Below are 22,636 nucleotides of genomic sequence, written 5' to 3' on the forward strand. Positions count from 1 at the left end.
AAAAAGTATATCATAACCCTTCCTATCATGTATACCCTTCCTTTGACTGGTTACAGACAGCTTAAAACGCCGCCAGATAAAAAGACTGCCGCAGCAGCCTTTTCTTATTTATTCTATTGTTTCTCTCCAGATTTTTGCACCAAGAGCTGTCAGCTTTTCATCGATATGCTCATATCCGCGTTCGATATGATAGATATTGTGAATCGTTGTAACCCCATCGGCAATCAATCCTGCAATCACAAGGCAGGCACCGCAGCGCAAATCCGTTGCATAGACCTCTGCGCCGGATAACGGCGTCGGCCCATTGATAAAGGAGCTAGGTATCATAACATTGATATTGGCCCCCATTTTATTCAGCTCCTGACAATGCTTGAACCGCTCTGTATAAATCGTTTCTGTAACAATGGACTGTCCCAGTGCCTGCGTAAGCAGAGCTGTCAGCGGCTGCTGTATATCTGTGGCAAAGCCTGGATAAGGCAGCGTTTTGATATCGGCAGCCTTTAGTTCCTTTGATGCACGGATAACAACATTGTCAACACCGATTTCCAGATCCGTACCAATTTCCTTCAGCTTGGAAAGCAACGCCTCCAAATGATGCGGTATAATATTGTCAATCCGGACTTCCTTTGCGGCTGCTGCGGCAAGTACGATATATGTGGCAGCCTCGATTCTATCCGGAATGATTTCATGGAAACAGCCCGCAAGCTGATCCACACCGTCAATCGTAATCACGTTTGTTCCGGCACCACGGATATTGGCACCCATCTTATTCAGTAGTGTAGCCACATCGATAATTTCCGGTTCCTTAGCGGCATTCTCAATCGTTGTTCTGCCCTTCGCATGAACCGCAGCCATCATAATATTGATGGTCGCTCCCACACTGGCGATATCCAGGAAAATCTTTGTTCCTGTCAGCTGAGGTGCATCCAGAATATAAGAACCGTGGTCATAGCGGATATTTGCCCCCAGTGCTTCAAAGCCCTTTAAATGCAAATCGATTGGTCGTGGGCCCAAATAACAGCCTCCCGGCATTTTGATTTCCGCATGTCCGTATTTTCCAAGCAGTGCCCCCATGAAATAATAGGAAGCCCGCAGTTTATTTACAGCGTCCTGTACCAGCGGTCGATTTTCCATTGTTGTTGGATCAATAACAATGGTATCAGAAGAACGGATGTCCACAAGAACACCCAGATCTCTCAGCAGTACAGACAGGGATTGTACATCAGATATATCAGGAACTCCACAAATAGTAACTGGGCCATTTGCCAGAATGGCGGCCGGAATCAGTGCAACAGTGGCATTTTTTGAACCACTGATTCTTACTGTCCCCTCTAATTCATGCTTTCCTTCAATCTTTATAACTTCTTCCATGACAATTCTCCTTCCAGTATTACTATTTTATTGTGATTTACTGTTCGCGTGATTCTTTACAGGCGCAAAAGTGCATTATTATTATAAAGCATTTCGTTACAGATATCTATATGAAAAGAAAAATCTTAAGAACTTGCTGTTTCCTGTTCAGCTTTCCTCTATACCCGTGTTTAGAAGTTAGCACCATGAAATTAAGTGATGAGTTTAATCTACTAGCTGATGAAAGTCCCTGTTTTAGCGGACTTTTTTTCTTTGAAATAATTTGATAAAAAAGTTTTTCTATGTTATAATAATGGTGTTACATAGTGCTATACACTTTGGAGGTTCCTATGGCTTATTTCCTTAAAAAATCTCATCTGAAGAAAGGTCTCTATCTTCAGATCTATGAAAGTTTCTATGACCACTCTAAAAAGAATACCTCTCACAAATCTTTCAGATCTCTAGGTTACGTCCATGATCTCATTGATTCCGGTATCGCTGATCCTATCTCCTTTTTCTCTCAGGAAGTCAAAAAACTCAACGATGAGCTCAAAAGCAGGAAAGAACTTGAAAAAATCAGGCTTATCGAGGAATCCCCTGTCCGTTACCTCGGCTATTTCCCTATCAAAAATATTCTTGATGGTCTCAGGGTATCTGAACATATCAACCTGCTCCAGTATAATCGTGATTTCAGATTCTCCATCAGCGATATCATGGAGTGCCTCATCTATGCAAGATGTGTGAAGCCATGCTCCAAATACAAGACCTTTCATGAGGTGATCCCTTATCTTTATGGGGACATGACAGGTTTCAGCTATGACCAGCTGCTGACTGCACTTGGGATCATGGGTGACGAATATGAGAAGATCGTTGAGATCTTCACCAGCAGAGTTTCTGAACGTTATGGCATATCTACCTCGAAGACTTATTTTGACTGCACCAATTTCTACTTTGAAATTGATAGAGAAAGCGACATTCAGAAAAAGGGTCCCTCTAAAGAGAACCGTACTGATCCTATCATTGGTCTGGGCCTGCTTCTTGATACCAATCAGCTTCCTATCGCAATGAAACTTTATCCCGGCAATCAGTCCGAGAAGCCAGTATTAAGAAATATGATCGGGGCATTGAAGCAACAGAACAATATATCAGGAAAAACCGTTCAGGTGGCTGACAAAGGATTGAACTGCGCTGCCAATATCTATGCAGCCAGAAAAAACAGGGATGGCTATATTTTTTCGAAATCTGTAAAGTCGCTGAGTGACAGGGAACAGCAGTGGGTGCTGAATGAAAACAATCAGTTCACATGCGTGTATGATGAAAACAAAGAGCTGAAATATAAATATCTGAGCATTATCGATGAATTCAAATATGAATTCCAGGACGAGGATAAGAAGAAAAAAAGATTCACGGTAAAAGAAAAACGCATTCTGACATTTAATCCCTCCTTATGTGAAAAGCAACAATATGAACTGAAAAAGATGTATGAGAAAGCAAAGAAATTAAAAGCGTGTCAGGCAAAGAAAAGCGAGTATGGTGAATCATCGAGATATATGACATTCTCATCATCAGACAAGGATGGGAATGCCACAGATGAAAAGGTGATCGTCCAACTGAATGAGAAAAAATATAAAAAAGACTGTCAATTGGCCGGATATAATATGCTGGTAACATCTGAGCTGGCAATGGATGATGAGGAAATCTATAATGTATATCATAATCTATGGCGGATAGAAGAGTCCTTTAAAATCATGAAATCCGAGCTGGATGCCCGTCCGGTTTTCTGCCGCAGCGAAAGCACGATCAAGGGGCATTTCCTGATCTGCTATCTGGCAGTGCTGCTGAGCAGAATCCTTGAGTTTAAAGTGCTGGGGAATAAGGTCTGCACTTCCAGACTCTATGAATTCATGCGAACTTATACAGTTCTGAGAGAGGAGAACAGCAGATACATCAATATTACTCCATCCTCACCGACCATCACAACACTGTCGGAACACTTCAATCTGCCGATACGGAACTTCTATTTATCACCACAACAAATAAAAATGATGCTTGATCAAGTGATTTAGCACCATTTTTTTCATTTTGCTTCTAAAGTCAGGTATTATAAAGCATTTCGTTACAGATATCTATATGAAAAGAAAAATCTTAAGAACTTGCTGTTTCCTGTTCAGCTTTCCTCTATACTTCTTAAAATATTCCCGTTTTTTTCCCATTTAATTAGTAAATGCATATCTTTTTTGGTATAATACGGGATAGTGGGTTGAAAACCCGTGTTTAGAAGTTAGCACCATGAAATTAAGTGATGAGTTTAATCTACTAGCTGATGAAAGTCCCTGTTTTAGCGGACTTTTTTTCTTTGAAATAATTTGATAAAAAAGTTTTTCTATGTTATAATAATGGTGTTACATAGTGCTATACACTTTGGAGGTTCCTATGGCTTATTTCCTTAAAAAATCTCATCTGAAGAAAGGTCTCTATCTTCAGATCTATGAAAGTTTCTATGACCACTCTAAAAAGAATACCTCTCACAAATCTTTCAGATCTCTAGGTTACGTCCATGATCTCATTGATTCCGGTATCGCTGATCCTATCTCCTTTTTCTCTCAGGAAGTCAAAAAACTCAACGATGAGCTCAAAAGCAGGAAAGAACTTGAAAAAATCAGGCTTATCGAGGAATCCCCTGTCCGTTACCTCGGCTATTTCCCTATCAAAAATATTCTTGATGGTCTCAGGGTATCTGAACATATCAACCTGCTCCAGTATAATCGTGATTTCAGATTCTCCATCAGCGATATCATGGAGTGCCTCATCTATGCAAGATGTGTGAAGCCATGCTCCAAATACAAGACCTTTCATGAGGTGATCCCTTATCTTTATGGGGACATGACAGGTTTCAGCTATGACCAGCTGCTGACTGCACTTGGGATCATGGGTGACGAATATGAGAAGATCGTTGAGATCTTCACCAGCAGAGTTTCTGAACGTTATGGCATATCTACCTCGAAGACTTATTTTGACTGCACCAATTTCTACTTTGAAATTGATAGAGAAAGCGACATTCAGAAAAAGGGTCCCTCTAAAGAGAACCGTACTGATCCTATCATTGGTCTGGGCCTGCTTCTTGATACCAATCAGCTTCCTATCGCAATGAAACTTTATCCCGGCAATCAGTCCGAGAAGCCAGTATTAAGAAATATGATCGGGGCATTGAAGCAACAGAACAATATATCAGGAAAAACCGTTCAGGTGGCTGACAAAGGATTGAACTGCGCTGCCAATATCTATGCAGCCAGAAAAAACAGGGATGGCTATATTTTTTCGAAATCTGTAAAGTCGCTGAGTGACAGGGAACAGCAGTGGGTGCTGAATGAAAACAATCAGTTCACATGCGTGTATGATGAAAACAAAGAGCTGAAATATAAATATCTGAGCATTATCGATGAATTCAAATATGAATTCCAGGACGAGGATAAGAAGAAAAAAAGATTCACGGTAAAAGAAAAACGCATTCTGACATTTAATCCCTCCTTATGTGAAAAGCAACAATATGAACTGAAAAAGATGTATGAGAAAGCAAAGAAATTAAAAGCGTGTCAGGCAAAGAAAAGCGAGTATGGTGAATCATCGAGATATATGACATTCTCATCATCAGACAAGGATGGGAATGCCACAGATGAAAAGGTGATCGTCCAACTGAATGAGAAAAAATATAAAAAAGACTGTCAATTGGCCGGATATAATATGCTGGTAACATCTGAGCTGGCAATGGATGATGAGGAAATCTATAATGTATATCATAATCTATGGCGGATAGAAGAGTCCTTTAAAATCATGAAATCCGAGCTGGATGCCCGTCCGGTTTTCTGCCGCAGCGAAAGCACGATCAAGGGGCATTTCCTGATCTGCTATCTGGCAGTGCTGCTGAGCAGAATCCTTGAGTTTAAAGTGCTGGGGAATAAGGTCTGCACTTCCAGACTCTATGAATTCATGCGAACTTATACAGTTCTGAGAGAGGAGAACAGCAGATACATCAATATTACTCCATCCTCACCGACCATCACAACACTGTCGGAACACTTCAATCTGCCGATACGGAACTTCTATTTATCACCACAACAAATAAAAATGATGCTTGATCAAGTGATTTAGCACCATTTTTTTCATTTTGCTTCTAAAGTCAGGTATTATTATAAAGCATTTCGTTACAGATATCTATATGAAAAGAAAAATCTTAAGAACTTGCTGTTTCCTGTTCAGCTTTCCTCTATACTTCTTAAAATATTCCCGTTTTTTTCCCATTTAATTAGTAAATGCATATCTTTTTTGGTATAATACGGGATAGTGGGTTGAAAAGGAGTGGAACGATGAAAGAAGTGGCATTTGATAATGACAAGTATTTAAAACTGCAATCCAAGCACATCTTGGAACGTATCAGCAATTTTGACAATAAATTATATCTGGAGTTTGGCGGAAAGCTGTTTGATGACCACCACGCGGCCAGAGTTCTGCCAGGTTTTCAGCCGGACAGTAAGCTAGAAATGCTCCTTGAGCTGAAAGAGGAAGTGGAAATCGTCATTGCGGTTTCTGCAAATGATATAGAAAAAAATAAAATACGAAGCGATATGGGAATTACCTACGATGTTGAGGTTCTGCGTCTGATTGATGCGTTCCGCGATACCGGTTTGTATGTTGGCAGTGTGGTTATCACGCAATATGCAAATCAGACCTCCGCCGATACCTTTAAGGCACATCTGGAGCATCTGGGTGTACACGTATATCTGCATTACCCGATTGCGGGATATCCGAATAATATACCGCTGATCGTATCGGATGACGGGTATGGTAAAAATGAATATATTGAAACGACAAAGCCGCTGATCGTTGTGACAGCGCCAGGACCTGGATCCGGTAAAATGGCAACCTGTCTTTCCCAGCTGTATCATGAGCATATGCGCGGAATCAAAGCAGGCTATGCAAAATTTGAGACATTTCCAATCTGGAATCTGCCTCTGAAGCATCCGGTCAATCTGGCATATGAAGCTGCCACTGCAGACCTGAATGACATCAATATGATTGACCCGTTCCATCTGGAAGCATATGGCGAAACAACCGTTAATTACAATCGTGATGTGGAAATATTCCCTGTATTAAATGCTATGTTTGAAAAAATACTGGGGACAAGTCCTTATAAATCACCTACCGATATGGGTGTGAATATGGCCGGTTACTGTATTATGAATGATGAAGCCGCAAGACGTGCGAGCAGCGATGAAATCATTCGCCGATATTATAAGGCGAAAGTTGATTATAAAAAAGGGCATACGACAGAGGACACCATCAGTAAAATTGAAATTATCATGTCTCAGGCAAATATTCAGCCGGATGAAAGAAGTGTAGTAAAGCCGGCGCTGGAAAAATCCGAGGAAACTGATGCTCCTGCTGTAGCGATTGAGCTGCCGGATGGACGTATTGTCACAGGCAAGACCACCTCCCTTTTGGGAGCAAGCTCTGCAGCCCTGTTAAATGCATTGAAGGAGCTGGGAAATATCAATGATGAAATTCCACTGATTTCCCCAAATATTATAGAGCCAATTCAAAAGCTGAAGGTAAATTCTCTGGGTAATCATAACCCGAGACTGCATACGGATGAAATTCTTATCGCATTGTCCATCAGCGCAACGACCAATCCGGTTTCACATCTGGCTTTGCAGCAGCTGGATAAGCTGAAGGACTGTGAAGCACATAGCACCGTGATCCTATCTCAGGTGGATGCAAATACCTTCCGCAAGCTGAATGTAAATCTGACGTGTGAGGACAGATATCAGACGAAAAAGCTGTATCACAGATAACATGAATATATACATACCTTATGGGCAGTCTTAACGGACTGTCTTTTTTTATATTGTATTCACATTGTTATACGGATTTTTTTAAAAAGTGTTCACAGGTGCTTCAAAGAATGTTCACAAAGCATAGGTATAATAGCCTTGTTGAAAAAGGATTCATGAACAAAGCACAAATCATTTTGATTTTACCCGCAGGCAGTGGGTTTAGGAGGAAATTATGGACAAAAAGAAAAGAAGTGCCGCTATCCTGGTAATAGCCGCAGTTTCTCTGTGCCTGGCAGCGTGGTTGGCAAAGCCGGAAACAGTGAATACCATCGGTAGTGCCGTTATAGCCAAAGCAGCCGCAAAAGACATTTATAATGTTGAGAATCAAAGCGCAATACGAAAAACTCTGGATGAACAAATTGCAGAGGATTCCTACAGTGAGGATGATGCCCTGATGGTATACAATCCATTTGGTACCAATACCCTGTCAATGTATACATATTTCACGACAGCACAGGGCGCAAAGATCAGCTATACGATTCACGTAGCGGATGATGATATTACGGATTTCACACGCTCCTTAAACAGCGATTACGAAACAACACATGAATATCAGTTAATCGGTCTTGTCGCAAATCGAAAGAATACGATAACGCTTCATGTGGAGTACGAGGATGGTACAAGCAGGGATATTGACTATACGTATACCTGCGGTTCTTTAAGGGGTACGGAAGCAGTACAGCTGGAAAAGGAAGAAGGCAGCAGTAAGGCAGAGGTCAGTGATGGATTATATGTCATTCTTGGTAATGACAGCGATGATGACGACTTTATGTATTACTATGACAACAACGGTGTCCTGCGTGGAGAAGTACCAATCGAAGGTTATCGTTCCCATCGGCTGCTGTTTGCGAATGAGTGTATGTATTACAGTATCAGCACAAACAAAATGGCAGCGATGAATGCACTTGGTCAGATAACCAATGTCTTTGATCTTGGAAACTATGAGCTGCATCACGATTATGTATTTGATGATAACGGTGATATGCTCATTCTGGCAACGGATACAACAAAGGAAACCGTTGAGGATATGATTGTTCGTCTGAATGTGACAACCGGGGATGTATCTCTTGTCGTTGACATGGGAAATTTATTTACAGACTATAAAGCCTATGTCTATGATAAGGATAATGATGAGCTGGACTGGACACATCTGAATACCATCCAGTGGATGGGAGATAATGAAATTCTCGTGAGCAGCCGGGAAACCAGTACAATCGTAAAGATTAAAGATATTTACGATACACCTGAAATTGATTATATGATGGGGGAACAAAGCTTCTGGGAGGACAGTGCTTATGAAGCACTGCTGCTGGATAAAGCAAACAGCTTTACATCACAAACCGGACAGCATTCCATAACATATGTTGAAGATGCTTCTTTAGAAGACGGACAGTATTATCTGTATATGTTTAACAATAACTTCGGATATTCCTCTACAAACAAATCGTATGACTGGGGGCAGTTGAATATTCCAACTGAGGTCAAGGACGAGGATGCAGTCAGTAAGTATTATAAATATCTGGTGGATGAAACAAACGGCACGTATAAGCTGGTGGATGCATTCGATGTTCCGTATTCCGCATATGTTTCCAGTGTTCAGAATATAGAAGGCAACACCGTTGTAGATAGTGGACTTGCATTTAAGTTCCAGGAATATGACAGTGACCACAAACTGATCCAATCATTTACCATGGAAGGTGAAAAATATATATACCGTGTATATAAATATACATTTGACGGGTTCTACTTTAATAGCTGATTCGTTAAGGATACAGGCCGCTGTATCCTTTTTTTATCCCTTAACAGGCAAGGTATTTGCATTTTCCGGTTTACTTCGCTATGATAATAAAAAAAGATAGGAGATATAAAATTTATGCGTATGTTATTTATAGAATATCCACCCTGCTCCACATGCAAAAAGGCAAAGAAGTATCTGCAGGAGGCAGGTATGGATTTGCAAACGCGTCATATCGTAGAGGAAACGCCAACGGTTGAGGAGCTTCGCACATGGGTAAAGCAAAGCGGACTGGAGTTAAAGAAATTTTTTAATACATCCGGAAATCTTTACAAGGAGCTGAAGCTGAAGGATCGTTTAAAGGATATGAGTGAGGAGGAACAGCTCCATTTATTAAGCAGGAATGGGATGCTGATCAAGCGTCCGCTGTTGATTTGTGAAAAAGGAGTAGCTGTAGGTTTTAAGGAAGATAATTATAAAAATTTATGTTCAGAATAAGAATTATGTGTTATATTGAATAAAAGGCATTGAGGTGATAAAGGTGATATTAGGTGAATCATTGGAGGATTATCTGGAAACACTGCTGATCCTGGATAATGAAAACGGGAAGATTCGCTGTGTGGATGTAGCAAAGAAAATGGACGTATCCAAGCCGAGTGTAAACAAGGCTATGAATGTTTTAAAGGAAAAAGGACTTGTACAGCAGGAAACCTATGGAGATATTCATTTTACTCCTGAGGGCAGAGAGCTTGCAGTTAAGGTTTATCAGCGTCATACAACAATACGATCCTTCCTTGAGGATGTACTTGGTGTTGCGCCGGAAACCGCGGAAGAGGAAGCCTGTCACATTGAGCATGTGATTAGTGAGGACACGTTTCAGAAAATTAAAAATTTCAAAAGATAGCGCTTTTTTTCAGAAATGCGCTTTTTTTTGTTGCATATTTTTGGAAAACGGAATAGAATAGTAAAGGATATCGGGATGTAGCACAGCTTGGTAGTGCGCTTGCTTCGGGAGCAAGAGGTCGCAGGTTCAAATCCTGTCATTCCGACCATTTGTAAATTAGCCTTTAAATAAAGGCTTTTTTATATTATATAGTATGGCATTGTTTTGGCATAAATATATTCCTTGATTTTATGTTCGTTTATGGCACGCAATATTGTGCCGCAAATAAATAATAAAACAGGAAAGCGGATGTATTATGGATCATATTCAGATGAAAAAGGTAATCGCATTCTATATAAGAAATGAGAGTTTTCCTGTAAAAGAGAAGCATAAAAAGCTAAAATGGTATTTAGAGACGAAATCAGCAATAGATTATCTTATATAACGTTTTCCAATATTGTAAAGGAATATCTTTCTAAAACAGCCAAAGAAATAAAAGAATCATCCTCAGCCGATGTTGTCTGTATTTCAATAATACATATATATTCCTCACCATGTTCATTTATACACAAAAAGCATCACAGATATTTTATATTGCATATTAAATGATAAATAAAAAGTGATAGCTAAGTTTTTATAGTTATCACCTTTAACTTATTGACCATACCTTACCTTGTTGGTTTTGATGAAACAGGAACTTTTTCATTTGGAAACAGACTATAAAATCCTGGAAAATGCCAGAATCAGAAACAGTACACCACTTAGCCAGGAAAGCCTGCACTCCTTCAGTGACAGCATTCTGCTCCCCAGAAATGACCCACAAAGGATTGCCAGTATCCCGATACAAAAGCTGATAATCAAAACAGGCAACGGCTGTATAATGCTGATTCCCAATGCAAATCCACTCGCAAGAGAATCGATAGATAATGCAATAGCCAGATACAGTGCCTCCTTCAGTGACAGCAGCTTACTGTGATCCGCATCCGCCTTTGTCTCATCCAGATATATATCCAGAACAAACGATATGCCGCTGTATTCAAAACTGAGCTTTTTGCGCTTATATGTCCCAAGAAAAGATTTGATCGTTCCCTGGAAGAGAGAGCTGATTCCAATCATAAAGAAAATTACAAAGGAAATCATACGGCAGATATACGGTGGTATAAACTGCTGAATAAACGCAGCAGTGTACAATGACAATGACAGAAACAGCACACCGATGGATGATATGAGTATAGCGGATTTCCACGGTATGCGGATATGTTCCCCGCCATAAGCAAGAGAGGCCAGAAAGCTGTCCAGACTCAGAGCAATGACAAGTAAAAAGGCATTCCACATGCTTATCAGACTCCTCTTTACTATCCTATTGAAAAGTGCTGTTTGTGTGACGAACGTTTTCTCTGAAAAGAACACTCATAGTCTGATAAAAGCCGACAATTAGAAAAACAAATCGCTTTAAAATGAAAAAAACAAATCACTCAGCGATTGCTATGATGCCATGGATAAGAAAATAGAAGCATACTGATATACGATAAAACATAACCGCAAAGCATGCTTCAGTATCCTTATGCTTATGTATCTATAAAAAGCGATCAGACTCCGGCATCTGCTTATACAGTCAACATACCTACGAGACAGTCACAGCGAAAAAGCTTCATATTTATCTGTGCGGCTATCGTTGTTAACCCTATCCAGCTGCCTTCTGCTTAGGTTTTTTACGTAGCTTTAATTCAATGCCCCGCTGCATAGCTGTTTCCTGTAATAAGGCTGCAGCCCGCACAGCTTTTTCTTTCATTCCTTCAAAGCTTTCCTCAGATAAAATCTTTATAACATGCCTTAAATCCTCAATCTCCAACAGATTTACCGCCAGTAAATACAAGGTTTTCCTTCTTCCGTCATTATATTCAGACAACAGCTTTTGTAAAATTTCTATTTTCTCTTTCTGCTGTGCATGATAGACCTCTGCTCCGCATTCCTTCATACGAGCAAAATCCTGCATACGGTGCCGGTGTGTGATAAAAGAATCATATAAATCAGCTTCGGCATAGCGTTTACATGGAAACTTTGTACATTCATAGCAATAGGTCACCACTGCTTCCTGTTCCATAGCACACCTTGCAATCGAACAGGACTGATTTCCTGGCCCTCCTCCACATCCGGGGCAATACCCAGAAAGCTGCATGCTGCACAACCCGCAATTCAGACCACATAAGGAAAACAGCTGATCCTCTCTTTCAAAGCCCTTCATACAACCATCCTCCTCATGCAGGCACCTCTGCCTTATGCATAATCCGTTCCTGCATTGTGTCATGCTGAAACTGTCTTCATTCAAAAGCTCTATCTGATTCTATTCTATCATCGAAATTGCAGAGCGTCATCCGTTTTTATTGGTATTACAGCTAAACACCATTTTCATAAGCCAGCCTGTGTAATATAAATAATCGCCAGCTTATATAAAAACAGGAGAACGTATGGTAGCTTAAACCATAGCATTACTCCTGCTGTTAATCTGATAGCCGTGTCGAACCCTGTAAACAGAAGACTCACTGTTGAACACTCTTGTTTACAGCTCTGTAATATTACCTTTCTTATCTGCCAGAATCACACTCATATTCAGGCTGTTTTTTACTGCTTTCGGAATTTCGTTCCACTGTCTGCGATAGGAAACAGAGTCGTTAAATGCAATACTGTAATGTGTATCCGTATCCTCGATATGCTTTAAAACCTCACTCAGCTTTACAGGCAATGTCTGTTTTCTTCCACGCTTGATACCCTGTACATTGATCACCCAGCGCTGGCTCTCGTTGTGTGCTTCAATGAAATCCTTATTCTCAATATATTCCCAGCCATGCTCTCCCAGCCAGGATTTGATAAGATTGCATAAATCCTCTGTATTTCTCTTCATTTTTGCTTTTCTGGCTGCCAGCTTTTCCTCTTCACTCTTTGCCGGTCTGCCTCGTTTCTTATTTGGGAACATGCGTTCTCTTTCCTCCAGCTGTTCCACATAGAAACGCACGGTAAGATGTGAACCAAATCCCGTATTTCCCTTCGGTCTTCTTAAAATTTCATCACCTTCCAGCATCAGCTTATAAATTGCCTGACAGCAGGTCGGCATGGTCGCATGATTCGGACTCACTTGTGCATGCAGCTCCTTGGAATTTACTTCTATAAATGCCTTGCCTTCCTTTTGTGCAGTCAGCTTCATGTTTTCAATAACTTCCAAGTAATCTTTAATTCCTGGGCCTTTCATTCTTTAACACTCTCCTTTTATTGCTTACATTGTAAATGTTTTGATTTGTCGAATACTATCACAATTTGACCAGTTAGAAAATTTTTTCAAAAAATATGTGTATAATAGAGATAGGAAGTGGTGAAGACATGAGAAAAATGCTGTTTAAGAAAATTCTGAGCATTCTGGACGCCATCGAGCTGCAGGGTGTAAGCTTACACGATGCCCCTCTACGGGTATACGAAGAAATTGCAGGCGAGTATTATGCCATGAAGCTCAGTGAAATCAGAGATTTGATTAGCTTTCTGAATGAAAAGAAAATGTTGAAAATTACACCGCGGGGGATCGACCTGAACCCTGCGGCAACGATCTATGCCAAAAGCAATCAGAATTCCGGTGTGGAAGCCCTGTCTATTTTTGAAAGCTTTATCAAAGATCCTCAGATTTTCAGATACTATCATGAGCAGTTGCGGACAAATCCGTTTCGTGACAAGCAATATGTCCTGGAATATATTGACAGAGAAAGCCTTCAGCTCATGCTGCAGACAACTCTGTTTGAGGTCGTGGAGGAGAAGCTGCGCTTCCATCCGCGGCTGTTGAAAGGGATCTCGGATATCCTGCAGGAATACAGTGATGAAAGAACACCTTTGGTTTCAATCACCTTAACTGCTCTGTATACCTCCAGTATCGTTGCTCATGAAGATATGCGTATTGATTACAAAAATACAAGCTACAGTATGATTGACTATCGTTATAAGGATATCATACGCGGCATCATTCCGAGAAAAGGGATACCTCATGACCGTGACGAAACCAAAGCACTGCAGGTTTTTTATAAGGATACACTGTTTCATGAATTTGATCACTGCTGTCCGATCTGCGGTATCAATATTCCGCATATGCTCATTGCATCACACATAAAGCCGTTTCGTGACTGTGCCCACATTTATGAGGCAATCGATCATGATAACGGATTGCTGCTGTGCAGGAATCATGATTATCTTTTTGATCAGGGGTATTTCACCTTTGATGACAAGGGTTTCATCATATTCAGTGAAGAGCTTCTAAATAAAAAGGATCTGGACAGTGCCTATAGTCTCCATAAGAACTACAGACTTGCAGATTGCTACCTGAGCGAAAACCGCAAAAAATTTCTGGCTTATCACCGTGAATTTATTTTTCGCAGAAGCAGGTAAGATATCCATTCCTTATTATAAAGATAAAATATAAATTAAATATTAACAGAACATAAAAAAGTATGTGAAATTATCGAAAAATGTGTACATTTATAAAATGAATAACTGATAAGTATATCTTGTGAAGATGCTGTATGGTTCCTTCAAATGCTGATCGTATACGAAATTTCTGTACAAGTAGTCTTTATGTTTTCAGGAAGCAAATGCAAAGAGAAGCTGCTTGCTTCCTTTTTCTTTTCTTTGTATGAATATCCCAACCTACAGAAAGGCACAACAATTGACTTCTTTAACTGTAACTATTATAATTATAGTACAAGGAGGTATCCGTATGAAAAAAATCGCCTGGTTTATGGCTATTGCCTGTATGATGTTCATTCTGCCGGGATGTGCGAATGAAACAGCAATGAATGAGCATGAGGAAGGTGTACAGGAAAACAGCAGCGCCTATCACAAAATCGATGCAAAAGAGGCAAAAAGCATGATGGATAAGGAAAAGGTGACGATTGTAGATGTAAGAACAGAGCAGGAATATAAGGAAAAGCATATTCCGAATTCTATTCTCGTACCAAATGAAACGATTGATGAGGAAGCAAAGGATAAGCTGCCGGATAAGGATGCTGTTTTACTGGTTCACTGCCGTACAGGTATTCGCAGCAAGCAGGCAAGCGACAAGCTGGTACAGATGGGATATAAGCACGTATACGATTTCGGCGGTATCAATGACTGGCCGTATGATACGGTAAGTGAGTGATATCATGAACAGTGAATTTATCATTGCTCTGCATGCGCTTGCCTATCTGGATCATCGCAGGACGAAGGTATCCAGCGAAGAACTGGCAAAAAGCATTTGTACAAACCCGGCGAGGATACGAAAGGTCATGGCAAAGCTGAAGAAAGCAGGACTGCTGATAACAAGAGAAGGAAACAGCGGCGGCTATGAGCTGAGCGCTCCGGCATCCGCTATACGGCTTTCTGATTTAGCACAGGCTCTGCAGCAGCCATTTCTAAAATCCGGCTGGCGAAGCGGAACACTGAATACCTACTGTATGATAGCGACCGGTATGGGATCTGTAGTGGATACGCTGGAAGCATCGTTGAATGAAGAATGTCTGCGGCACCTTTCTCATATCACCATAGAGGATATAAGCAGACAGCTACTTGTATTGCATAAAAATAATAACAATAAGGAGGAATAACAATGGCACTAATTACAGCAAACACAGAGAATTTTGAGGAACTGATTAAAAAAGAAGGAACCGTAGTTGAATTCTGGGCACCTTGGTGCGGATATTGTAAACGTCTGGCTCCTGTATTGAAGCAGATTGCAAATGAACATCCAGAGCTGACACTGGCTCAGGTTAATATTGACGATTATGAGGAATTATCTGACCGCTATGACGTGGAAACAATTCCAAGTCTGATTGTATTTCATGACGGAAAGCCGTCCGAGCTTTTGATTGCTCCACAGGCAAAATCACAGGTTGTAGGCTGGCTGAAGGATCAAAAAGCCGCAGGCATGGAATAGGCAGGGAAAACGATATGAACAAGCAAAGGTATGATACTGTCATCATCGGCGGTGGACCGGCAGGCTATAGTGCTGCCTTATATTGTGCGAGAAGCGCCTTATCTGTCCTCGTTTTGGAGAAGCTGTCCGCAGGAGGACAGATGGCTACCACAGGTATTGTTGAGAATTACCCGGGCTTTGAGGAAGGCATCGATGGCTTTGATCTGGGAGAAAAGATGCAGCAGCAGGCAGAGCGCTTTGGTGCGAAAACCGGATATGCTGTAGTTGAACGCGCCGAATTAACCAGTCAGCCAAAGGTATTACATACGGATGAAGGCGATATACTGGCAGATACGGTAATTATAGCAACAGGTGCTTATCCAAGAGAGCTTGGACTGCCAAATGAATCCTCTCTGCGCGGACGTGGAGTAGCATATTGTGCAACCTGTGACGGCATGATGTATAAGGATAAGGATGTTATCATTGTCGGTGGTGGAAACAGCGCCATTGCGGATGCTCTGTATCTTGAAAAAATATGTAAAAGCGTTACTCTGATACACCGCCGGGATGAATTACGGGCAAGCAAGGTATATGCAAGACAGTTGGAAAACAGTACGATTCACTTTGTATGGAACAGCCGTGTAAAGGAAATTCTGGCAGATAAAAAAGTAACAGGTGCTGTCATTGAAAATTTAAAGACAAAGGAAACGCAGACAATCAATGCACAGGGCTTGTTTGTGGCAATCGGACGGATACCGGATACCGCAATCTTTCAGGAGCAGCTAATGCTGAACAAGGCAGGCTATATCGTTGCCGATGAAACGACGCGTACAAATATACCCGGTGTATTTGCCATTGGAGATGTAAGGGAAAAACCGCTGCGGCAAATTGTCACTGCAGTAAGTGACGGCGCGGTTGCTTCAAAGTTTGTAGACGAATTCCTTGCAGGATTAGCACAATAAAGTTACAATGTAACAAACATAAAAGGATGTATATGCATTCGGGGAGGAAATCGTATGATACAGGAGCTTTTTGATTTTATAGTGCAGCGTTGGGATTTTTTACTTCCGCTGATTTATGAGCATCTGCAGATTTCTGCTATTGCCATTGTATTTGCCACAATTGTCGGCGTCAGCATCGGTATCCTCATTTCAGAGAAACGCAAAGCATCCTCACTGACACTGGGAATTATTAGTTTTCTCTATACGATTCCTTCCATTTCCATGCTTGGCTTTTTAATTCCTGTGACAGGTATCGGTAACACAAGTGCCATTATTGCCCTGAGCATCTATGCACTTCTTCCGATTATCCGAAGTACCTATACCGGTATTACGGGTGTTGCGGAGGATGTTTTGGAAGCAGCACGCGGCATGGGGAGCACACGCTCTCAGATTTTATGGAAAATCAAGCTGCCTCTTGCCATGCCGGTTATTTTATCCGGTTTTAAAAATATGGTTGTCATGACGATTGCTCTGGCCGGTATTGCTTCCTTTATCGGAGCAGGCGGACTTGGTGTTGCGATTTATCGCGGTATCACGACAAACAATCTGACAATGACGCTGGCAGGAAGTCTTGCTGTTGCAGTGCTAGCCTTTGTATTTGATATACTAATGAATATACTGGAAAGCTTTTTCACAAAACGAAAGGCCTCCAGGAAGCAAAAGCGCAGCGTTGCCATCCTGCTTTTGTGCGTTCTGATAGCAGGCTGTACAAGCATGCTTGCTATACCCTCCAAACAGGATACCATACATATTGCCACAAAGCCGATGACAGAGGAATTCATCATTGGTGAGATGCTGAAGCAGTTAATCGAGGATCGTACAGACCTTCAGGTTGAAATAACCAAAGGGGTAGGCGGCGGTACCAGTAACATTCATCCGGCTATCGTAAAGGGTGATTTTGATATGTATCCGGAATATACCGGCACCTCCTGGAGCTTTGTATTAAAGAAAAAGGAAATTCCCCAGCATGATATCTTATATAAAGAGCTGGTAAAAGAATATAAGGAAAACTATAACCTAGAGTGGACAGGACTGTATGGCTTTAACAATACCTATGGAATTGCGGTTACTAAGGAAACAGCACAGCGTTATCATTTGAAAACCTATGCTGATCTGGCAAGTGTATCCAGCCGTTTATCCTTTGGTGCAGAGTATGATTATTACGAGCGTGATGACGGTTATGATGCTATGGTTAAGGCAAATGATTTTCATTTCAAGAAAAGCATTGATCTCGATATCGGTCTGAAATATGATGCCTTGTTAAAAGGAGAAGTTGATACGATTCTGGTATTCACGACGGATGGAAGAATCAGTGATCCAAATATTGTCGTATTACAGGATGAAAACAATTATTTTGAAAAATACTATGCAGGAACAATCGTACGCGAGGAAACCCTGTCCGCATATCCGCAGCTGCGCAGTGTTTTGGAGCTGTTGAACGGTCAAATCAGTGAAAAGGAAATGGCGGAGATGAATAACGAGGTAGAAACAAAGGGTAGAAATGAAGCAGATATAGCACGGGATTTCCTTGTGAAGAAGCATCTTCTGGAGGTGACGCAATGAGCAGCATAAGAATGGAGCATGTTTCTCACTCCTATGGTGAGCATACCGTCCTTCGTGATTTCAGCATGGAGATTCAGGATGGAGAATTTATCAGCGTCATCGGTGGAAGCGGAAGCGGTAAGACTACTGTATTAAAGCTGATCAATGGACTTCTGATACCGGATAAAGGTGAAATTTATGTTCAGGATAAGGATATCCGCAAGGTGGATCAGAATGAACTGCGCCGCAAGATCGGTTATGTCATTCAAAGCATCGGCCTGTTTCCTCATATGACAATCGCAGAAAATATCGGCTATGTACTATCCCTTACAAAGCAGGACTCCTCTCTGATTCAGGAACGTGTGAAGGAAATGATGGATATCATGCAGCTGGAGGAACAACTGCTTAACCGATATCCGGATGAATTAAGCGGAGGACAGAAGCAGCGTGTTGGTATTGCCCGTGCACTTGCTTCACATCCTAAAATTCTGTTAATGGATGAGCCGTTTGGTGCGGTGGATGAAATTACCCGTCATTCCCTGCAGGATGAAATTCTCAGAATCTATCACGCATTGCATATCACGATTTTCTTTATCACGCATGACATCCGTGAAGCCCTTCGTCTTGGGACACGCGTCATGATTATGAAGGATGGAAGCATCGAGCAGTTTGATACACCGGATGTTGTAAAAAGACAGCCGCAGACAGAGTTTGTCCGGCAGCTGTTGTCTTATCTGGATGAATAAGGTATTTCATTTTCATATTCGTTTTTATACATTTTAATGCGCTATTATGTTAAAAAAGATGATTACAGGCTGGATAAATGGAATTTCCATATAAGGTATTTTCTAATCAGTTAATATATGAATAAAAGGAGCTTTCCTGTACTGTTATTGAGTTAACAATGTATGGGAGCTCCTTATTTCGTTTCTGTGTAATCTTTCCATGGGAATGTGCTTTATCTTTTTCGTATATTTTCATGGGTGAATATTATCGTTTTAACTGCCAGCTTAAATCTATTTATTTGATATCATTAATGCTATCCTAGTGCCATACTCCATGATAGGCAGATATAGGATAACAATGTCTTATAAAAATATAATTGTACAGACTCACCTTTCAAATATTTCCATTCGTATTCTGTAAAATAAATATTGCCTGATCATATCCTTCTCATTATCACCAACAGGATCATTTCCTTTACTTTATATATGGTGTCTAACAGTTGCAGAGAAATAACCAACAGTTTGGAAATCAACTGCATATATGATATCCAAACACCAAACGTTTGCAGCCTACTTCCAATTTTTTAAACTTCTCACTCATAATCCTAATGTTTTTTCAAAAAGCTTTCCTATACCGTAAAATGAAAGCAGAAACCATACTTCTGATTTCTGCCATTCCATTATTTATCATTCAAACTGATTTTATATGTTTTGGAATAATCCATTCCCATAGAAATTGTCGCACTCAGCTCTTTTGTGTCATATACAACTGACCATTGCGTAGAGCTCAGTCTTCCACTTTCTGTCTTATGCTCCTTCTGTGAAACAGCCTTCAATAAATTCATTGCTTCCTTATTGGATATAACTCCCTTGTTTTTCTTTAACGTTGTCATCAATGTCTCATAACGGTCCTGTCCCTTCCCAAAGTCATAATCACCAGGTGTTAACAGAAAGTTCGTTGCGGCCTGATAGCTGTCCTTTGGTTCTACAAGCTTCATTTCATTGTTAATATACTCAACTACAACGGAATTTCCACTAGCGTCTGCAATATGGAAATGATAACAGCTATTTGCGCTGGAATGCATATCATACTGTTTCAGCATGGTAACCGCTTCTTCCACAGTAGCACATTTATCCAGCATCATGCGGATTGCTGTTGTCGTAGTAATATCCACCTTGTCTGTCTGCTGGTTGGTTTCCTCTGTTGGAATCAGAAGCACACCGACTGTCAGTCCCTTTTCATTGATACCGTCCAAGGGTGCATATGGTGCAGCCAGGGCTGTAATGCTTTTTGTAAAGCTATCCGGCAGTTTATCCTTACCATATCCCAGAAATGCCAGATTCACCATAGATATGGAAGCATATCCGTTATCCGGTGTAGTTTTTACCATCATTCCAGGAGAATAGGTCAAATCAAAATTTCTTCCGAAAATACGATCCCCGTTTTCATTTTCTGCACTGAAGGTAGAGCAGCCAAGACTTGGAATCTTGATTTCAATCGGCAGTCCCTTCAATAGTCTTTTCACTACAAAATCGACCAGCTCCTTATCATTGCTTGCGCCTGTTTCCAGGAAACTGTCAAAGCCGTAATCCCCCTTGTATTCCATCTGATATAATGGATAGTCGTTTAGTTTATTGATAGAATTTATTGTCGATACTTCATTGTGGAACATGGCATATAGGCCAAGCACCAGAATAAGCAAAACTGTAACAACAGATATTCCAGTAAATTTTACAATCTTTTTTGCCTTCGTACTCATACTTCCTCCTTGTGTCTCATGACACGCAGAGAAAATATTACCATGAGATAATTTGATTGTCAAACATATTATTTTGAAAAACAAACAATTCCATTTAATTATTACAAATTACAGTGCAAACATAAATAGGATATAGCAAAGGTGTAATTGTTATGCCTTTATCTCTTATGAAATAAGGATATTTGATAAGAGTTCTTTCCTAGGCAAAGTTTAGGGAAGAAGATAAGATACAGCAGGATTGATAAAATAGAATGAACTTGACTGCTTTGCATTTCACGATTTTCATGTACGGGTATCGAGAAAAGAGCCCGAAAAAAGCGATAGAATTTTATAGCTATGTATATCCCCATATAAATTATTCAATAGCTTAAAAGAAAAACACTGATTTTAAAGAAATCATTTCTAAATTCTTTTTATCAGTGTTCCTTATTATCTTTATATTGTGCAGTAATGCAAGGATTTGTTATTGCAATAATTCTTCGATTTTATTCATAAGCTCATCGTATGGGACTATGGAAAAATCTGTCACATCCAGCTGCATGGTAGTTCCCAAGGCAAAGGTTCCATATCCCCTGCAGGTACAGCGCTGTATGAATTCATCATAATCCAGCAGATTATCCGCATCCTCATGATGTTTTAGCTGAATCCCCTTATGATATGCCTTTAAAATATGCCCGAGATGCCGGGAAGCATCCAAATCCCTTTTTTTCTGACGTTCAAACAGCACATCCAGATCAGCAATCATACGAATCGTTATAATCTGCACATGATGCCGTTCACATACGGCCTGTAGCTGGTCATGCTGCTTATGGCTGAAGGGATAATCACTGAGCAGACTGATTCCCTGTGCTAGCTTCCATTCCATTCGCTGATAATATTCCATCCAGCTCTTTTGAATCAGTTCTTCCTTTTCCTGCTCATTGCGAAATCCGTAGGCATCCCAAAATTCTTCCTTGATTTCATCCGGGGATAACATTTCAAAGCCGCTAAAGCGCTTCATTAACAGCTTTGCCAGATAGCTTTTACCGGTACCGGGATAGCCGGCAAGTAAAATCAGTGTCTGTAACATAATCAAACCTCCTGTTATATGGCAAGCTCTATCTCCAGATGGTAGGTATCTGCACGATAATACGTACAGACGCACTCCCTTGGATGGTTATCCTTATCAAAGGATACACGTCGGATATAAAGCAGAGGACTGCCGACAGCTATGTGAAGCAACGTAGCCATTTCTTCATCTGCCAAAATGGAATATATTTTCTGTTTGGCAAAAGACCATTGTATCTGATAAGCATTGGAAAGAAATACACGCAGAGACTCTTTTGAAAAATCATGTTCCATGACTTCCGGCACAAAGGACTGCTCGAAATAATTGATTTCCAGATAAAACGGCTCCTCTCCTGCATAACGGACACGCTTTATCCGAATAACCTCACAATCATCAGACAGCTGTAGACACTCCGCGATATCAGCAGGCACCTTCATAACCTTTTGATTGATCATCCGCTTCACTGCGATGACATGATCCACTCTGTTCTTTCTGGTATAACGGACGACACGCTGCGGTGATGTATTTGGCTGTGCGGAAATGACAAAGGTTCCATAACCGCGCTTTTTATGAACCAATCCATCATTGGCAAGCATTTCCATCGCCTTTCTGGCTGTCGCCCGTGATACCTGATAAGTTTTCATCAGTTCACTCTCTGCCGGTATAAGAGAGCCCACCTGATACCTTCCGCTGATAATATCCTGAAACAGAATGTTATACAGCTGATAATACAGCTGCTGTCTGCCGCTGAAATCCAATGCACCCATAATCAAAG

20 protein-coding genes and 1 tRNA gene are annotated in these 22,636 nt (G+C 40.8%); 14 read left to right on the plus strand and 7 right to left on the minus strand.

The features are described from left to right. Positions 1-108 precede the first annotated feature (108 nt). Positions 109-1,371, minus strand: a complete 1,263-nt coding sequence (locus GKZ87_20420) for a UDP-N-acetylglucosamine 1-carboxyvinyltransferase (protein ID QSI27696.1) — start codon at positions 1,369-1,371, stop codon at positions 109-111. Positions 1,372-1,673: 302 nt separating this feature from the next. On the opposite strand from GKZ87_20420, the gene GKZ87_20425 reads away from it, so the two are divergent. The 7 genes from GKZ87_20425 (at position 1,674) to GKZ87_20455 (ending at position 10,028) form a co-directional block, all read left to right on the plus strand. Then, positions 1,674-3,416: an IS1634 family transposase gene (locus GKZ87_20425; GenBank protein ID QSI27697.1), complete on the plus strand. Its 1,743-nt coding sequence runs from the start codon at positions 1,674-1,676 to the stop codon at positions 3,414-3,416. 340 nt (positions 3,417-3,756) lie between these two features. Next, the gene (locus GKZ87_20430) at positions 3,757-5,499 is read left to right on the plus strand and encodes an IS1634 family transposase (protein QSI27698.1); all 1,743 of its coding nucleotides are present in this window, start codon (positions 3,757-3,759) and stop codon (positions 5,497-5,499) included. Positions 5,500-5,714: 215 nt separating this feature from the next. Then, positions 5,715-7,199: a DUF1846 family protein gene (locus tag GKZ87_20435; GenBank protein ID QSI27699.1), complete on the plus strand. Its 1,485-nt coding sequence runs from the start codon at positions 5,715-5,717 to the stop codon at positions 7,197-7,199. Between the two features lie 214 nt (positions 7,200-7,413). Further along, positions 7,414-9,000, plus strand: a complete 1,587-nt coding sequence (locus tag GKZ87_20440; GenBank protein ID QSI27700.1) for a hypothetical protein — start codon at positions 7,414-7,416, stop codon at positions 8,998-9,000. Positions 9,001-9,114: 114 nt separating this feature from the next. Then, positions 9,115-9,474 carry a Spx/MgsR family RNA polymerase-binding regulatory protein gene (locus tag GKZ87_20445; protein QSI27701.1) on the plus strand — a complete coding sequence of 120 codons (360 nt, stop codon included), beginning with the start codon at positions 9,115-9,117 and terminating at the stop codon, positions 9,472-9,474. A 43-nt stretch (positions 9,475-9,517) separates the two neighbouring features. Continuing rightward, entirely contained in the window at positions 9,518-9,880 is a 363-nt protein-coding gene (locus tag GKZ87_20450; GenBank protein ID QSI27702.1) for a winged helix-turn-helix transcriptional regulator, read from the plus strand. A 71-nt stretch (positions 9,881-9,951) separates the two neighbouring features. Next, positions 9,952-10,028: transfer RNA gene (locus GKZ87_20455), tRNA-Pro, on the plus strand. Between the two features lie 548 nt (positions 10,029-10,576). Here the strand turns inward: GKZ87_20455 and GKZ87_20460 are convergent. From GKZ87_20460 to GKZ87_20470, 3 genes are all read right to left on the minus strand, one after another. Then, positions 10,577-11,194, minus strand: a complete 618-nt coding sequence (locus tag GKZ87_20460) for a sporulation protein (GenBank protein ID QSI27703.1) — start codon at positions 11,192-11,194, stop codon at positions 10,577-10,579. 349 nt (positions 11,195-11,543) lie between these two features. Next, positions 11,544-12,104, minus strand: coding sequence for a DUF3795 domain-containing protein (locus GKZ87_20465; protein ID QSI27704.1), 561 nt, complete (start codon positions 12,102-12,104; stop codon positions 11,544-11,546). A gap of 315 nt (positions 12,105-12,419) precedes the next feature. After that, positions 12,420-13,106, minus strand: coding sequence for an AT hook domain-containing protein (locus GKZ87_20470; GenBank protein ID QSI27705.1), 687 nt, complete (start codon positions 13,104-13,106; stop codon positions 12,420-12,422). A gap of 128 nt (positions 13,107-13,234) precedes the next feature. Here GKZ87_20470 and GKZ87_20475 point away from each other — a divergent pair, with 128 nt between their 5' ends. The 7 genes from GKZ87_20475 to GKZ87_20505 all read left to right on the plus strand — a co-directional run bounded on the left by GKZ87_20475 (position 13,235) and on the right by GKZ87_20505 (position 19,074). Then, the gene (locus GKZ87_20475; GenBank protein ID QSI27706.1) at positions 13,235-14,281 is read left to right on the plus strand and encodes an HNH endonuclease; all 1,047 of its coding nucleotides are present in this window, start codon (positions 13,235-13,237) and stop codon (positions 14,279-14,281) included. 328 nt (positions 14,282-14,609) lie between these two features. Then, a complete protein-coding gene (locus GKZ87_20480) occupies positions 14,610-15,032 on the plus strand; it encodes a rhodanese-like domain-containing protein (protein QSI27707.1) in 423 nt (140 codons plus the stop codon). A 4-nt stretch (positions 15,033-15,036) separates the two neighbouring features. Further along, entirely contained in the window at positions 15,037-15,477 is a 441-nt protein-coding gene (locus tag GKZ87_20485) for a transcriptional regulator (GenBank protein QSI28033.1), read from the plus strand. Positions 15,478-15,479: 2 nt separating this feature from the next. Further along, positions 15,480-15,806 (plus strand): thioredoxin fold domain-containing protein, encoded by a 327-nt coding sequence (locus tag GKZ87_20490; GenBank protein ID QSI27708.1) that lies wholly within the window; start codon positions 15,480-15,482, stop codon positions 15,804-15,806. A 14-nt stretch (positions 15,807-15,820) separates the two neighbouring features. After that, positions 15,821-16,747 (plus strand): thioredoxin-disulfide reductase, encoded by a 927-nt coding sequence (trxB, locus tag GKZ87_20495; protein ID QSI27709.1) that lies wholly within the window; start codon positions 15,821-15,823, stop codon positions 16,745-16,747. A 54-nt stretch (positions 16,748-16,801) separates the two neighbouring features. Next, the gene (locus tag GKZ87_20500; protein ID QSI27710.1) at positions 16,802-18,349 is read left to right on the plus strand and encodes an ABC transporter permease subunit; all 1,548 of its coding nucleotides are present in this window, start codon (positions 16,802-16,804) and stop codon (positions 18,347-18,349) included. Further along, positions 18,346-19,074: an ATP-binding cassette domain-containing protein gene (locus GKZ87_20505; protein ID QSI27711.1), complete on the plus strand. Its 729-nt coding sequence runs from the start codon at positions 18,346-18,348 to the stop codon at positions 19,072-19,074. Before GKZ87_20500 ends, GKZ87_20505 begins: the two co-directional genes overlap by 4 nt. A 659-nt stretch (positions 19,075-19,733) precedes the next feature. Here the strand turns inward: GKZ87_20505 and GKZ87_20510 are convergent. The 3 genes from GKZ87_20510 to GKZ87_20520 all read right to left on the minus strand — a co-directional run bounded on the left by GKZ87_20510 (position 19,734) and on the right by GKZ87_20520 (position 22,628). After that, positions 19,734-20,813, minus strand: a complete 1,080-nt coding sequence (locus GKZ87_20510) for a linear amide C-N hydrolase (GenBank protein ID QSI27712.1) — start codon at positions 20,811-20,813, stop codon at positions 19,734-19,736. A gap of 463 nt (positions 20,814-21,276) precedes the next feature. Further along, positions 21,277-21,882, minus strand: a complete 606-nt coding sequence (locus GKZ87_20515; protein QSI27713.1) for an AAA family ATPase — start codon at positions 21,880-21,882, stop codon at positions 21,277-21,279. 14 nt (positions 21,883-21,896) lie between these two features. Then, a complete protein-coding gene (locus GKZ87_20520; GenBank protein QSI27714.1) occupies positions 21,897-22,628 on the minus strand; it encodes a UTRA domain-containing protein in 732 nt (243 codons plus the stop codon). Between the last annotated feature and the right edge of the window lie 8 nt (positions 22,629-22,636).

The organism is Erysipelotrichaceae bacterium 66202529, from assembly GCA_017161075.1.
Taxonomy (GTDB): domain Bacteria; phylum Bacillota_I; class Bacilli_A; order Erysipelotrichales; family Erysipelotrichaceae; genus Clostridium_AQ.